The 13,560-nt window shown below is 60.8% G+C and carries 12 protein-coding genes; 3 read left to right on the forward strand and 9 right to left on the reverse strand.

Annotated features, from left to right (window positions below):
- Nucleotides 1-22: 22 nt before the first annotated feature.
- The 3 genes from plsX to LUU92_RS21945 are packed head-to-tail and all read right to left on the reverse strand — an operon-like array spanning nucleotide 23 to nucleotide 1,764.
- The gene (gene plsX / locus LUU92_RS21935; RefSeq protein ID WP_222540281.1) at nucleotides 23-1,033 is read right to left on the reverse strand and encodes a phosphate acyltransferase PlsX; all 1,011 of its coding nucleotides are present in this window, start codon (nucleotides 1,031-1,033) and stop codon (nucleotides 23-25) included.
- A 4-nt stretch (nucleotides 1,034-1,037) separates the two neighbouring features.
- A complete protein-coding gene (gene rpmF, locus LUU92_RS21940; RefSeq protein WP_003179396.1) occupies nucleotides 1,038-1,220 on the reverse strand; it encodes a 50S ribosomal protein L32 in 183 nt (60 codons plus the stop codon).
- Between the two features lie 13 nt (nucleotides 1,221-1,233).
- Nucleotides 1,234-1,764: a YceD family protein gene (locus LUU92_RS21945; protein WP_010566563.1), complete on the reverse strand. Its 531-nt coding sequence runs from the start codon at nucleotides 1,762-1,764 to the stop codon at nucleotides 1,234-1,236.
- A gap of 105 nt (nucleotides 1,765-1,869) precedes the next feature.
- Here LUU92_RS21945 and LUU92_RS21950 point away from each other — a divergent pair, with 105 nt between their 5' ends.
- A complete protein-coding gene (locus tag LUU92_RS21950) occupies nucleotides 1,870-2,448 on the forward strand; it encodes a Maf family protein (RefSeq protein ID WP_071490504.1) in 579 nt (192 codons plus the stop codon).
- A 130-nt stretch (nucleotides 2,449-2,578) separates the two neighbouring features.
- Here the strand turns inward: LUU92_RS21950 and LUU92_RS21955 are convergent, their stop codons facing one another.
- The 3 genes from LUU92_RS21955 to rluC are packed head-to-tail and all read right to left on the reverse strand — an operon-like array spanning nucleotide 2,579 to nucleotide 5,192.
- Complete coding sequence (locus LUU92_RS21955) at nucleotides 2,579-3,562, reverse strand: S49 family peptidase (RefSeq protein WP_257102642.1); 984 nt, start codon at nucleotides 3,560-3,562, stop codon at nucleotides 2,579-2,581.
- Nucleotides 3,563-3,583: 21 nt separating this feature from the next.
- A complete protein-coding gene (locus LUU92_RS21960) occupies nucleotides 3,584-4,246 on the reverse strand; it encodes an HAD-IA family hydrolase (RefSeq protein ID WP_257102643.1) in 663 nt (220 codons plus the stop codon).
- On the reverse strand, nucleotides 4,233-5,192 hold the full coding sequence (gene rluC, locus LUU92_RS21965) for a 23S rRNA pseudouridine(955/2504/2580) synthase RluC (protein WP_257102644.1): 960 nt from the start codon (nucleotides 5,190-5,192) through the stop codon (nucleotides 4,233-4,235). Before rluC ends, LUU92_RS21960 begins: the two co-directional genes overlap by 14 nt.
- A 759-nt stretch (nucleotides 5,193-5,951) precedes the next feature.
- Between rluC and rne the strand changes: the two genes are divergently transcribed.
- Nucleotides 5,952-9,107 (forward strand): ribonuclease E, encoded by a 3,156-nt coding sequence (gene rne / locus LUU92_RS21970; protein ID WP_257102645.1) that lies wholly within the window; start codon nucleotides 5,952-5,954, stop codon nucleotides 9,105-9,107.
- A gap of 63 nt (nucleotides 9,108-9,170) precedes the next feature.
- Here the strand turns inward: rne and LUU92_RS21975 are convergent, their stop codons facing one another.
- From LUU92_RS21975 to LUU92_RS21985, 3 genes are all read right to left on the reverse strand, one after another.
- On the reverse strand, nucleotides 9,171-9,755 hold the full coding sequence (locus tag LUU92_RS21975) for a nucleotidyltransferase family protein (RefSeq protein WP_071490509.1): 585 nt from the start codon (nucleotides 9,753-9,755) through the stop codon (nucleotides 9,171-9,173).
- Entirely contained in the window at nucleotides 9,752-10,738 is a 987-nt protein-coding gene (locus LUU92_RS21980) for an XdhC family protein (protein ID WP_071490510.1), read from the reverse strand. The genes LUU92_RS21975 and LUU92_RS21980 overlap by 4 nt, the downstream gene beginning before the upstream one ends.
- Nucleotides 10,739-10,878: 140 nt before the next feature.
- Nucleotides 10,879-12,210 (reverse strand): dicarboxylate/amino acid:cation symporter, encoded by a 1,332-nt coding sequence (locus tag LUU92_RS21985; RefSeq protein ID WP_071490511.1) that lies wholly within the window; start codon nucleotides 12,208-12,210, stop codon nucleotides 10,879-10,881.
- A gap of 338 nt (nucleotides 12,211-12,548) precedes the next feature.
- Here LUU92_RS21985 and LUU92_RS21990 point away from each other — a divergent pair, with 338 nt between their 5' ends.
- Nucleotides 12,549-13,547, forward strand: coding sequence for an AraC family transcriptional regulator (locus LUU92_RS21990; protein ID WP_071490512.1), 999 nt, complete (start codon nucleotides 12,549-12,551; stop codon nucleotides 13,545-13,547).
- Nucleotides 13,548-13,560 lie beyond the last annotated feature (13 nt).

Below are 13,560 nucleotides of genomic sequence, written 5' to 3' on the forward strand. Positions count from 1 at the left end.
AAGCACTCCCGGGCCGATTCGCCTAAGGCAACAGGTCCTCAAGACGGCCGTGCAAGCGTTGCGGCAGGTTTTCCTGGATCTCGATCACTGCCCGAGCGATCGCACTTTGAAAACCCTCGACACCGGCCGAGCCGTGGCTTTTCACCACAATGCCCTGCAACCCCAGAAAACTCGCGCCATTATGCCGCGCCGGAGCCAGGTCAGCCTGCAGGCGGCGCATCAACGGCAGCGCCAGGGCGCCGACAACGCGCGATGCCAGGTTCTGCTTGAACAGCGCCTCGATACGCGTGGCGATCATGGTCGCCAGGCCTTCGCTGGATTTGAGCAGGATATTGCCGACAAACCCGTCACACACCACCACGTCCGCTTCGCCACGGTACAAGCCGTCACCTTCGACAAACCCGACGTAATTCAAACCCCGCGCGCCCTGCAGCAACGTGGCGGCCAGCTTGACCTGCTGGTTGCCCTTGATGTCTTCGGTGCCGATATTCAGCAAGGCAACGCGCGGGCGGGCCACGCCAAGCGCCTCGGCGGCCACCGAGCCCATCACGGCGAACTGGAGCAGATGCTCGGCACTGCAATCGACGTTTGCGCCCAGGTCCAGCAACTGGCAATAGCCTTTTTGCGTCGGAATCGCCGCCACCATAGCCGGTCGATCAATGCCGGGCAGGGTCTTGAGCACAAACCGCGACAACGCCATCAGCGCCCCGGTATTGCCGGCGCTGACACAGGCTTGCACCTTGCCATCACGCAGCAGTTCCAGGGCCACCCGCATCGAAGAGTCAGGCTTGCCACGCAGGGCTGCCGCTGGCTTTTCATCCATGGTGATGGATTCGCTGGCTGGCGTAATCGTCAGGCGCGCGCGATCCACCGCCGGATGGCTGGCAATCAGTTCTTCAAGTAAGGAGGGTTGGCCGACGAGGGCCAGGTGCAGCGAGGGTGTTGCAGACAGGCTGGCAATGCAGGCCTGAACAATGCTGCGGGGACCGAAGTCCCCGCCCATTGCGTCTATCGCGATGACTAGAGCAGACAAGTGATTACTCGTCAGCGCCCTTGTCGATCACTTTACGGCCACGGTATACGCCTTCTGGCGATACGTGGTGACGCAGGTGAACTTCACCGGTGGTCTTTTCCACGGACAGGGTGCTAGCCTCGAGAGCGTCGTGCGAACGGCGCATGTCACGGGCGGAGCGGGATTTTTTGTTCTGCTGAACAGCCATAATTGATTAACTCCTAAACGTTTGGGTCACGCTTTAACTGCGCCAATACACTGAACGGGTTGGACCGCGTTACCTCGTCCTCGCTCGGTTCGGGCTCGTCATCGAGGCCCGCCGGCTGCTGGCATTCTTCCGGATGATGAGCAGGCACAATGGGCAAGGCGAGCAGAAGCTCCTCCTCGATCAGTGCATGCAGATCCAAAGGATCTTCGCCCAGTTCCAGCACGTCATAACCTTTCGGCAACGACTGGGTATTCGCACCCTCCTTCACCACAGCATAACTGCACTCGCTGTGGATCGGCAGGGTGACCAGCTCAAGACAACGCTGGCAAACCATTTTGACTTCGGTGTCGATAAAACTGTGGATTACCACAGATTTACGTTCATCTCGTTCAAAAACGAATTTGGCCTGCACCGTACCGACAGTGTCGGAAAGCGGGTCGCAGAGTCTCTCCAAATCGGCCAGCAGCAACTCACCTTGAAGGGAAGTGCCACGATCAGCCAATTTGCGCGGGTCAACGTGAGGTGGAATCGGGTCATTCAACATAGGCGCAGCATTATAGGGATGCACCCAGCCATGTCAAAGGAAATTCAGCCCTGTGCGTCAGCCGGTCGCCCCGCTAGAATCCGCTGCCGACCTGAGGAGACGCCCATGCTGCCTTTATTACTCGCATCCAGCTCGGTGTATCGCCGGGAATTGCTGAGCCGCCTGCACCTGCCGTTTATCTGCAGCTCACCGGATATCGATGAAAGTCACCACGAAAATGAATCCGCCGAGGAACTGGTCAAGCGCCTGGCCGAACAGAAAGCCCGTGCCCTTGCCGCCAGCCATCCGGGGTATTTGATTATCGGCTCCGACCAGGTGGCCGCACTCGATGGCCGGATCATCGGCAAGCCGCACACCTTCGAGAATGCCCGCGAGCAACTGCTGACCGCCAGCGGCAAGCGCGTCAGTTTCCTCACTGGGTTGGCGCTGCTGAACAGCGAGACAGGCAGCTGCCAGGTCGACTGCGTGCCTTTTACCGTACATATGCGCGAACTCGATGCAGAGCGCATCGAGCGCTATTTGCGAGTCGAGCAGCCGTATGACTGTGCGGGAAGCTTCAAGGCCGAGGGGTTGGGCGTGAGCCTGTTTCAAAGTACCGAAGGGTCGGACGCCACCAGCCTCATCGGCCTTCCCCTCATTCGCCTGGTGGATATGCTGCTGGCCGAAGGCGTGCAAATCCCCTGAGAACACCACAAGCAAATGTGGGAGGGGGCTTGCCCCCGATAGCAGAGGATCAGCCAACTAACCCGCAGCTGACCCACCGCAATCGGGGGCGAGCCCCCTCCCACATTTTGATCTATATGTAGCCTGGGGCTCAGCGCAGGCTTGGGCCTTGAAAGCCCATGTAAAAGGCCAGCTTCTCCGCCACACTGGCACCGAGCCGCTTGGAGAAACGATCAAACGGCGATTCCTCAACCGTAAAATCCACCAACTCCTTCTCGCCAATCACATCCCGCGCCACCGAACTGGCACTGCCCAGGCCGTCGATCAAGCCCAGCGGCAACGCCTGCTCGCCGGACCACACCAGGCCGGAGAACAGCTCCGGATGGTCTTTGTCCTTCAGACGATCACCACGCCCCTGTTTCACGCTGGTGATGAATTGGCGATGGGTGGTATCGAGCACACCCTGCCAGAACTGGGTCTCATCGGCCTTTTGCGGCTGGAAGGGATCGAGGAAGGATTTGTGTTCACCCGAAGTGTACGTGCGACGCTCCACCCCGAGCTTCTCCATGGTGCCGACGAAACCATAACCGGCCGCCGTCACGCCAATGGAACCCACCAGACTGGCCTTGTCGGCGTAGATCTGGTCAGCGGCACTGGCAATGTAATAGGCACCCGAGGCGCCCAGGTCGGAAATCACCGCATACAGCTTGGTATCCGGGTGCAGACCACGCAGACGACGGATCTCGTCATACACATAACCCGATTGCACCGGGCTGCCGCCCGGACTGTTGATGCGCAGGATCACACCTTTGACCTTAGGGTCTTCGAACGCGGCGCGCAGACTGCTAACAATGTTGTCGGCACTGGCGGACTCCTTGTCGGCAATCACTCCGCGCACTTCGATCAGGGCAGTGTAATTGGCACCCCGGGTTGCGCTTTTTTCCATGTCCACCAGTGGACTGAACAGCGCCAGCATGCCGATGAGCCAGACAAAGGTCAGCAGCTTGAAGAAAATCCCCCAACGCCGCGCGCGACGCTGCTCCTGAACGCTGGCCAGAAGGGTTTTCTCCAGCAGCTTCCAGCTTTTGTCATCACTGCTTTCAGCCTTTTCGGGCGCTTTCCACTCATCACTCATGCCATCAACCCCAGCAAAGACTTATTGGGCCCGACTGAGCCAGGCCTGCAATTCGGAAAAATGATCAATCGTCAGACGCGGCTCATATTGCTGCAACGCCTCGGCAGCCTGGGCGCCATAGCTGACCGCCACACTGTCCATGCCCGCATTGCGCGCCATCATCAGGTCGAAGGAGGCATCGCCCACCATCAAGGCCTGGCGTGGCGACACGCCGCAATGGGCCAGGATCTGCTCCAGCATCAGAGGATGAGGCTTGCTGGCAGTTTCATCGGCGGCGCGGGTGATATCGAAATAATCTTCCCAGCCGTGGGCCTTGAGCACCCGATCCAGGCCACGTCGTGCCTTGCCAGTGGCGACTGCCAGGTGATAGCCCTGGGCACGGAATGCCTCCAGGGACTGCACCACACCGTCGAACAGCGGCGAAGGGGTGGCCTCCAATGCAATGTAGTGATCGGCGTAGTGCTCGCGAAACGCGACCAGTTCGGCGTCGCTGATCTCGGGGTACAAGGTGCGAATCGCCTCAGGCAAGCCGAGGCCGATAATGCCCTTGACCGCCAGATCACTGCACAGCGTATACCCCGAGCGGGTCGACGCAGCGTGCATCGACTCGACAATCCGGCCAATGGAGTCGGCCAGGGTGCCATCCCAATCGAATATCAGCAGTTTGTAGTCAAGGCGCGACACTCAAGCGCTCCACGGTCTTGGCCCACATCTCATCGACCGGTGCCTGCAGCTTCAACTCGCCACCATCTGGCAGCGGCACGGTGAGCATGTAGGCGTGCAGGAACAGGCGCTTGCCGCCCAGATCGCGGATTTCCCTGGAGAAATCTTCGTCGCCGTACTTGGTATCGCCCGCGATGCAGTGACCCGCGTGCAGGGTGTGCACACGAATCTGATGGGTGCGCCCGGTGACCGGCTTGGCCTCGACCATCGTGGCGAAGTCGCCGAAACGGCGCAGCACCTTGAACAGGGTCAGGGCTTCTTTGCCCTCCTCATCCACTTCGACCATGCGCTCGCCGGAGCGCAGGTTGCTCTTCTGCAACGGCGCACGGACGCTCTTGATGGAACTGGCCCAGTTGCCGCGCACCAGCGCCATGTAGCGCTTGTCAACGCCATCGCCGCGCAAGGCGGTGTGCAGGTGGCGCAACATGCTGCGTTTCTTGGCGATCATCAGCAGGCCGGACGTGTCGCGGTCCAGACGGTGGACCAGTTCCAGCTCCTTGGCATCCGGGCGCAACTGACGAAAGGCTTCGATCACACCGAAATTCAGGCCGCTGCCACCATGCACCGCAATGCCGCAGGGCTTGTTGATCACAATCAGCTTGCTGTCTTCGAAGACAATCGAGGCTTCCAGGCGCTGCAACAAGCCCTGGGCCAACGGTACAGGCTCGTCACGCTCAGGCACGCGCACCGGTGGCACGCGCACGATATCGCCCGCCTGCAACTTGTACTCGGGCTTGATCCGGCCCTTGTTCACCCGCACTTCACCTTTACGCAAGATGCGGTAAATCAAGGTCTTGGGCACGCCTTTGAGCCTGGCCAGGAGAAAATTGTCGATGCGTTGGCCGGCATATTCCGGCGAGACCTCGAGCATCTGGACGCTGGGGGTCTGGGGGGCGGTAGTCGTCATGGCGGCGATGATAACAATTTTTTATGGAATTGAAGCACTTAATCATTGCTGCTATAGTCGCGAACGCCGCCAAAAGCGGCCTGGACAGAGGACATGCGGCAAACTGCCGGCCCTGACCATCGCAATTCATCAGGACGCGAGGCCGTCCTACGGGGCTTTCGCCACCCTGGAAGGTTCAAGATTGTAACAAGCGCAGGTGACATGAGGCCTGAAGCGAGTGCAGAAAGCAGAGTGAATACTCGCGTTCTGCGCCGATATTTACGGCCAGTTCACAAAGTGCAGTCAGTCTTGGACCAGACCACGGCGAATGCTTCGGAAACAACGCCTGTTAAGAGCTGAGTGAGAGCGCAACCGCCCACACCTAGTCTTGTTTAGCCATGAGCGTGGACTCCCCATTGGAGAACACGGTAAATGCCAACCCGCTGCGGATTCTGCGCGCGGCAGCACCCGAATTATCAGGGATACGTGTAGGGTGGAGATGCACAACCGTCGGACCGTGTAGCACTAGGCTTATATTTAGACGCTTCATCTCGTCCACAGTCGCCGGTTGATTCCTCCTCCTGACCTTAGCTTTTGTTGAAGTGGTGCCTTTGTCACCACCGCTAACAAGCAGGACGCGTCCGTCGCGGTACCGGCCCAATTGGCCTGTTATTGCTGGACACTGGAGTGGCCAACCACTCTTGACGCACCTGACACCGACCGTGAGAAGTCGTGTGTGCCGAACGCCGTTTCCGGCAGCCCGGAAACCGACGGTACAACATGAAAAGAATGCTGATTAACGCAACTCAACCCGAAGAGTTGCGTGTTGCACTGGTAGATGGCCAACGCCTCTACGACCTGGACATCGAATCCGGTGCACGCGAGCAAAAGAAGGCCAACATCTATAAAGGCCGTATTACTCGCATCGAACCAAGCCTCGAGGCTGCCTTTGTCGATTTCGGCTCCGAGCGCCACGGCTTCCTGCCCCTCAAAGAAATCTCCCGCGAATACTTCAAGAAAGCCCCCGAAGGCCGCGTGAACATCAAGGACGTCCTGAGCGAAGGCCAGGAAGTCATCGTCCAGGTCGAAAAAGAAGAACGTGGCAACAAGGGCGCCGCCCTGACCACCTTCATCAGCCTGGCTGGCCGTTACCTGGTCCTGATGCCGAACAACCCGCGTGCCGGCGGCATTTCCCGTCGCATCGAAGGCGAAGAGCGCAACGAACTGCGTGAAGCGCTGAACGGCCTGATCGCACCGGCCGACATGGGCCTGATCGTGCGCACTGCCGGCCTGGGCCGCAGCAGCGAAGAAATGCAGTGGGACCTCGACTACCTGCTGCAACTCTGGACCGCCATCAAGGAAGCCTCCCTGGATCGTTCCGCGCCGTTCCTGATCTACCAGGAAAGCAACGTGATCATCCGCGCCATCCGCGATTACCTGCGCCAGGACATCGGCGAAGTGCTGATCGACAGCGTTGAAGCCCAGGACGAAGCCCTGACCTTCATCCGCCAGGTGATGCCGCAGTACGCCAGCAAGATCAAGCTGTACGAAGACAGCGTTCCGCTGTTCAACCGTTTCCAGATCGAAAGCCAGATCGAGACCGCCTTCCAGCGCGTGGTCGAACTGCCTTCCGGTGGCTCCATCGTGATCGACCCGACCGAAGCCCTGGTGTCCATCGACATCAACTCGGCGCGTGCGACCAAAGGCAGCGACATCGAAGAAACCGCCCTGCAGACCAACCTGGAAGCGGCCGAAGAAATCGCCCGCCAGCTGCGCCTGCGTGACATCGGCGGCCTGATCGTGATCGACTTCATCGACATGACCCCGGCCAAGAACCAGCGCGCCGTGGAAGAGAAAGTCCGCGAATGCCTGGAAGCTGACCGTGCCCGCGTACAGGTCGGCCGCATCTCGCGCTTCGGCCTGCTGGAAATGTCCCGTCAGCGCCTGCGTCCGTCCCTGGGCGAGAGCAGCGGCATAGTCTGCCCGCGTTGCAACGGCACCGGCATCATCCGTGACGTTGAATCGCTGTCCCTGGCGATCCTGCGCCTGATCGAAGAAGAAGCCCTGAAAGACCGCACCGCCGAAGTCCGCGCACAAGTGCCGATTCCGGTTGCAGCCTTCCTGCTCAACGAAAAACGCAACTCGATCACCAAGATCGAACTGCGCACCCGTGCCCGTATCGTCATCCTGCCGAACGATCACCTCGAAACGCCGCACTTCGAAGTGCAGCGCCTGCGTGATGACAGCCCGGAAGCCCACAGCGGCCAGTCCAGCTACGAAATCGCCGCTGCCGCCGCCGAAGTGGAAGAAGTCCAGCCAGCCGCCGCGACCCGCACCCTGGTTCGCCAGGAAGCCGCCGTGAAAACCGCTCCGGCCCGTGCCAACGCACCGGTTCCGGTTGAAGCTGCCGCTCCGGTTGCCGCTCCGGCCGTAATGCCTGAGCCAAGCCTGTTCAAAGGCCTGGTGAAGTCGCTGGTAAGCCTGTTCGCCACCAAGGAAGAGCCTGCTGCACCGGTTGTGGTTGAGAAACCAGCGACCGAGCGCCCTGCACGCAACGAAGAGCGTCGCAACGGTCGCCAGCAGAGCCGTAACCGCAACGTCCGTCGTGACGAAGAGCGCAAGCCGCGCGAAGAGCGTGCGCCGCGTGAGGAACGCGCCCCACGTGAAGAGCGTGCGCCTCGCGAAGCCCGTGAAGAAACCCCGACCGTAGAACGGGCACCGCGTGAAGAGCGCGCACCGCGTACTCCACGCGCCCCACGCGAAGACCGCAAGCCACGTGGCGAGCGCGAAGAGCGTGTGCGCGAACTGCGCGAGCCGCTGGACGCTGCGCCAGCCGTTGCCGGTGCAGCTGTTGTTGCCGAAGAACGCCCGGCTCGCCAGCCGCGCGAAGAACGTGCGCCACGTGAAGAACGCCAGCCTCGCGCTCCGCGTGAAGAGCGTCAACCACGTGCCGAACAAGCGGCTGCCGCCAGCGAAGAAGAAGTGCTGACCGGCGAAGAGCAACTGCAGGAAGACGGTCAGGAAGGCGCCGAAGGCGATCGTCCACGCCGCCGCTCCCGTGGCCAGCGTCGTCGCAGCAACCGTCGTGAGCGTCAACGCGATGCCAACGGCAACGTGATCGAAGGCTCGGAAGAGACCGGCGAAAACGCAGAAGCCGCTACCAGCGAGCCGACTGGCGCCGAACTGGCTGCCGGCCTGGCCGTTACCGCTGCCGTTGCCAGCTCGGTGATCAGCGCTCCGGCTGAAGCCCAGGCGCACGAGCAGGCTGAGCGCGCTAGCGCGACTGTTGAAGAAGCCGTCGTTGTGGAAGTGCCTGCCGCCGAGGCCCCAGTGGTTGAAGCGCCGGTCGTTCAAGCACCTGCTGCCGAAACCCCAGTCGTAGAAGCACCGGTTGTTGAAGCGACTACCCCAATCGAAGCACCGGTTGTTCCGGAAGTGGAAGTTGCTCCGGTTCAAGAAGCCCTGCCAGAAGTTGAAGCGGTGGCTGAACAAGTACCGGTAGTCGAGCCTCAACCTGTGGCTGAAGCAGTGATTGAAGCACCGGTTGTCGAAGCGGCCCCGGAAGTTCGTGAAGTTCGTGAAGAACAGACCGCCTTCCAATGGACTGCCGAGCCTGCCGCTTCGGTTGAAGAGCCAGCACCTGCCCCGGCGGTAGAAGAAGCGCCGGCACCGGTTGCCGAAGTTGTGGTAGCCGAGCCAGCCCCAGTGGTTGAGCCTGCTCCGGTCGTTGAACCAGCGCCAGTGGTTGAAACGCCGGCGGCTGCCGAAGTGGCTGCCCCCGTGGTTGAAGCTGCACCGGTCAGCGCCCTGACCGAAAACGGCCGTGCGCCGAACGACCCACGTGAAGTGCGTCGTCGTCGCAAGGAAGCTGAAGCCGCTGCCGCTGCTGCTGCCGCGGCACAGGAAGCAGAACACGAGAGCAAACCTCTCGCCTGATTCCCGCAGCCACTGAAAAGCCCCGCCTGAGTGATCAGGCGGGGCTTTTTTATGTTCGTCCGGCTAGAGGTAATGCAACAACGCAGGCACGTCCACATCCCATGACACACCAGGGTCATCTACCGCCACCTCACACACCGCCGCCTGGGCAAACAACGGCTTGGCTCCACGATCACCGGTCAAAGCCATCAACCCGGGCCCAAATGCCCGGCCAAATGCCACAGGATGCCCGTACTGCCCGTCCTGCACCGGCACACTGATGCCACCCTCCTCCACCCCCGCAATCACTCGCTCAATGCTCGATGACTGAATAAACGGCATATCCCCCAACACCACCAGCCAGCCATTCGCCGAAGCACTGGCTGCAACCGCAGCGGCAATACTGTCGCCCATGCCGGCCGAGCGCAGCAGCAACACCTTGCAACCGTAGATCTCTGCCAAGCGAATTACTTCGGGACGATCGGCTGAAGTCACCACCCAACGATCAGCCACGGCACTCGGCAGATTCTTCAGCACCTGCTCGATCACTGGCCGAACGACGCCATCCAGGCCCACACAATCAGCCAGCAACTTGTCCTGGTCAGCCCCTGCCTCGGCGCGGAAACGGCTGCCCTGCCCCGCCGCCAGCACAATCGCGGTGATGCTCACTCAACCACCACTGGCAACGGCTTCTTCTGCATCGGCGCCACACCATTCTTGATCGCAACAATTTCCGCCATCAACGACAACGCGATTTCCGCCGGTGTATGACTGCCGATATGCAAACCGATCGGCCCATGCAGACGCGCAATCGCTTCCGTCGACAAGCCCAGCGCCGCGAGGTTTTCCCGGCGTTTCTGGCTGTTGACCCGTGAACCGAGGGCACCAATGTAGAACGCCGAGGAATTCAGTGCCGTCAGCAGCGCCATGTCATCCAGGCGCGGATCATGGGTGAGGCAGACAATGGCCGTGCGCTCGTCGGTCTGGATATTCAGCACCGCCTCATCGGGCATACCCGGCACGAAGCGACCGTGCTGGTCTTCCCAGCCATAGACAAACTCATCGCGCGGGTCGCAGATCAGTACTTCGAAATCCAGCAGGCGCGCCATTTCCGCCACATACCGCGACAACTGCCCGGCACCGATCAACAGCAGGCGCCAGCGTGGGCCATAGATGGCTCGCAGGCGTTCACCGTCGAAGGTGACGACGTCGGTCTTGCTCGCGCCACTCAACGTCACCTTGCCAGTGGCCAGGTCCAACTCCCGGGCGACGATCTGATGAGCCTCGCACCGTGCAAGCAGCTCAGCCACCCATTCCCACTCGTCTACCCGCTCCTCGGTCAGGCGCAAGGTGCCGCCGCACGGCAGGCCAAAACGCGCCGCTTCATCGCGGGTAACGCCGTAGGTCACCAACTGCACCGGCGGCCCGTCTTCAGGCAGCCGGCCGTCCTGCAGGCGTGCAATCAAGTCATCCTCGATGCACCCGCCCGATACCGAGCCGATCACTACCCCATCGCCCCGCAACGCCAGCATGGCGCCCGGCGGGCGCGGCGCGCTGCCCCAGGTCTGGACCACGCTGTACAACACCACTCGCTGTCCGGCACGGCGCCATTCGAGCACGCTGCGCAGGACATTCAGATCCACACTGTCCACATAACCTCCTGCAAGCGTTACAACCGAGACATTCACTGTAAAACAAAAGTTGCCGAAGTGACGCGCCAGAAACGCAAACGCCCCGAACCAGTCGGGGCGTTTGTGCGTTGCTGTCGGCGTTAGTTCACGCCATCGGCGATTTACTTGACCACAGGTGCAGGGCCTTCGGCCACGCCCAGGTCATCCAGCTCACGGGTTTCCGAGATGCCGGTACCGCCGGACGCCAGCTCGCTTTGCAGCTTGTCGGTGTCCAGTTCCTTGACCCACTTGGCCACAACGATGGTGGCAACGGCGTTACCCACCAGGTTGGTCAGCGCACGGGCTTCGGACATGAAGCGGTCGATACCCAGGATCAGCGCCAGACCGGCAACCGGCAGGTGACCTACGGCCGACAGGGTGGCCGCCAGTACGATGAAGCCCGAACCGGTCACGCCTGCAGCGCCTTTGGAGGACAGCAGCAGCACCAGCAGCAGAGTGATCTGGTGGGTGATGTCCATGTGAGTGTCAGTCGCCTGGGCGATGAACACGGCCGCCATGGTCAGGTAGATCGACGTACCGTCGAGGTTGAACGAGTAGCCAGTCGGGATGACCAGGCCTACTACGGACTTCTTGGCGCCCAGACGCTCCATCTTGATCAGCATGCGTGGCAGTGCGGACTCGGAAGACGAAGTACCCAGAACGATCAGCAGCTCTTCACGGATGTAGCGAACCAGTTTCAACACGCTGAAACCGTGAGCGCGGCAGATACCACCCAGCACCACCAGCACGAACAGCAGGCAGGTGATGTAGAAGCAGATCATCAACTGGCCCAGTTGCACCAGCGAACCCACACCGTAGGCACCGATGGTGAACGCCATGGCGCCCAGGGCACCGATTGGCGCGAGCTTCATGATCATGTTGATGATGTTGAACATCACGTGGGCGAAGCGATCGATGAAATCCAGTACCGGCTTGCCGTAGGCACCCAGGCGGTGCAGGGCGAAACCGAAGATCACCGAGAACATCAGCACTTGCAGGATGTCGCCGTTGGCGAACGCGCCGACGATAGTGTTAGGGATCACATTGAGGATAAAGCCGACGATGCTCTGGTCCTTACCGGCAGTGACGTAGGCTGCCACTTTGGAAGCGTCCAGGGTGGCGACGTCGATGTGCATGCCGTTGCCCGGTTGCACCACGTTCACCACGATCAGGCCGATCAGCAGCGCGATGGTGGAAACGATCTCGAAGTACAGCAGTGCATAGCCGCCGGTCTTGCCGACCGATTTCATGCTTTGCATGCCAGCGATGCCGCTGACAACGGTGCAGAAGATGATCGGGGCGATGACCATTTTGATCAGTTTGATGAACCCGTCACCCAGTGGCTTGAGGGCTACACCGGTCTGTGGGTAGAAGTGACCGAGCAAAATACCGATAACGATTGCAACGATCACCTGGAAGTACAGGGATTTGTAGATAGGCTGACGAGTCGTCATTGCAAAGTTCCTCAATCGTCCCGTGTGGCAAATATCCGCCATTGCCCACGACACTTGAATTGCGAACCCTCCTGCACTGGAGGGATTTGTTGTTTGCGAGGTCTGTAGGTGCAGCCTGCGCTGTCATCCTTATCGCAAACGCCGTGCCACTTTGCTGAAAAACCCTGAAGACCTTTAGACATCAGGGTTTGCGCTTTACAAGTGCCCTCCCAGTCACCGAGTCGAGTGGCGGATTTCCGCCCACCAACCTGATCCCGTCCTACAATTTGGCGGATATCCGCCTTGTGACCCCATCCGAGGGTGGCTACCATCCGCCCGTCCATGGAAGAGGCCTTCGCATGCGTGAACGTACCATCGCCAGCCATTACGCCCGGGCAGCCCTCGGCGGTGCGCGTCGGGTCGGTTACGACTACTCGGGCCTGCTGCTGCAAGCAGGTATCACCCCGGAACTGCTGACCGAACCCCGCGCCCGCATCGCGCCGGAACAATTTACCCGGTTGCTGCAAATGCTCTGGCTGGCGCTGGACGATGAATACCTGGGGTTTGCCGACGGCCCCAGCAAACGCGGCACCTTTGCCATGATGTGCCACGCATTGATCCACTGCCGCACCCTGGAGAAAGCCCTGGAACGCGGCTTATTGTTTTATAGCCTATTCCCGCAGGGACCACGCTGGCAGCTGACACGTGAAGGCGAAATGGCCCGTTTGAGCCTGGACGACTCGCAATTGTGGGACCCGGATCACTTCCTCAGCGAATGCCTGCTGGTGATCTGGCATCGACTCGGCAGTTGGCTGATCGGCCAACGCATCCGCCTGCACCAGGCCACCTTCAGCTACCCGATGCCGGCTCACGCCAGCGAATACGACCTGCTGTTTCCCTGCACCCAGGTATTCGGCGCACCGAACAGCAGCCTGGTATTTCACGGCCGCTACCTGAGCCTGCCGCTGTTGCAGGACGAACGCACGCTCAAGCACTTCCTCGAGCGCTCCCCCGCTGACCTGTTGTCACGGCCGGATGAAGGCGACAGCTTGAGCAGCCAGCTCCGCCGCTTGCTCAGCGGCGACCGTACACCCTGGCCAGACCTGGAAGCCGTCGCCCAGCAGTTGCACATCAGCCCGCAGACCCTGCGCAGGCATTTGCGCGAAGAAGGCACCAGCTTTCAGGCACTCAAGGATGAGCTGCGGCGGGACATCGCCATCTATCATTTGGGGCGGGCGGATTTGTCGTTGCAGGAGATTGCCGAGCAGTTGGGGTTTTCCGAACCGTCGGCGTTTCATCGAGCGTTCAAGAAGTGGACGGGGTTGACGCCGGGGGCTTACCGAGCCCAAGAGAGCTAAAGATGTAGCGCCT

It is taken from the genome of Pseudomonas extremorientalis (assembly GCF_024584605.1).
Classification (GTDB): Bacteria; Pseudomonadota; Gammaproteobacteria; order Pseudomonadales; family Pseudomonadaceae; genus Aquipseudomonas; species Aquipseudomonas extremorientalis.

Coding starts and splice junctions, on each gene's coding strand:
- rpmF (WP_003179396.1), bottom strand. CDS start 1,220: ATGGCTGTTCAGCAGAACAAAAAATCCCGCTCCGCCCGTGACATGCGC.
- LUU92_RS21945 (WP_010566563.1), bottom strand. CDS start 1,764: ATGTTGAATGACCCGATTCCACCTCACGTTGACCCGCGCAAATTGGCT.
- LUU92_RS21950 (WP_071490504.1), top strand. CDS start 1,870: ATGCTGCCTTTATTACTCGCATCCAGCTCGGTGTATCGCCGGGAATTG.
- LUU92_RS21955 (WP_257102642.1), bottom strand. CDS start 3,562: ATGAGTGATGAGTGGAAAGCGCCCGAAAAGGCTGAAAGCAGTGATGAC.
- rluC (WP_257102644.1), bottom strand. CDS start 5,192: ATGACGACTACCGCCCCCCAGACCCCCAGCGTCCAGATGCTCGAGGTC.
- rne (WP_257102645.1), top strand. CDS start 5,952: ATGAAAAGAATGCTGATTAACGCAACTCAACCCGAAGAGTTGCGTGTT.
- LUU92_RS21985 (WP_071490511.1), bottom strand. CDS start 12,210: ATGACGACTCGTCAGCCTATCTACAAATCCCTGTACTTCCAGGTGATC.
- LUU92_RS21990 (WP_071490512.1), top strand. CDS start 12,549: ATGCGTGAACGTACCATCGCCAGCCATTACGCCCGGGCAGCCCTCGGC.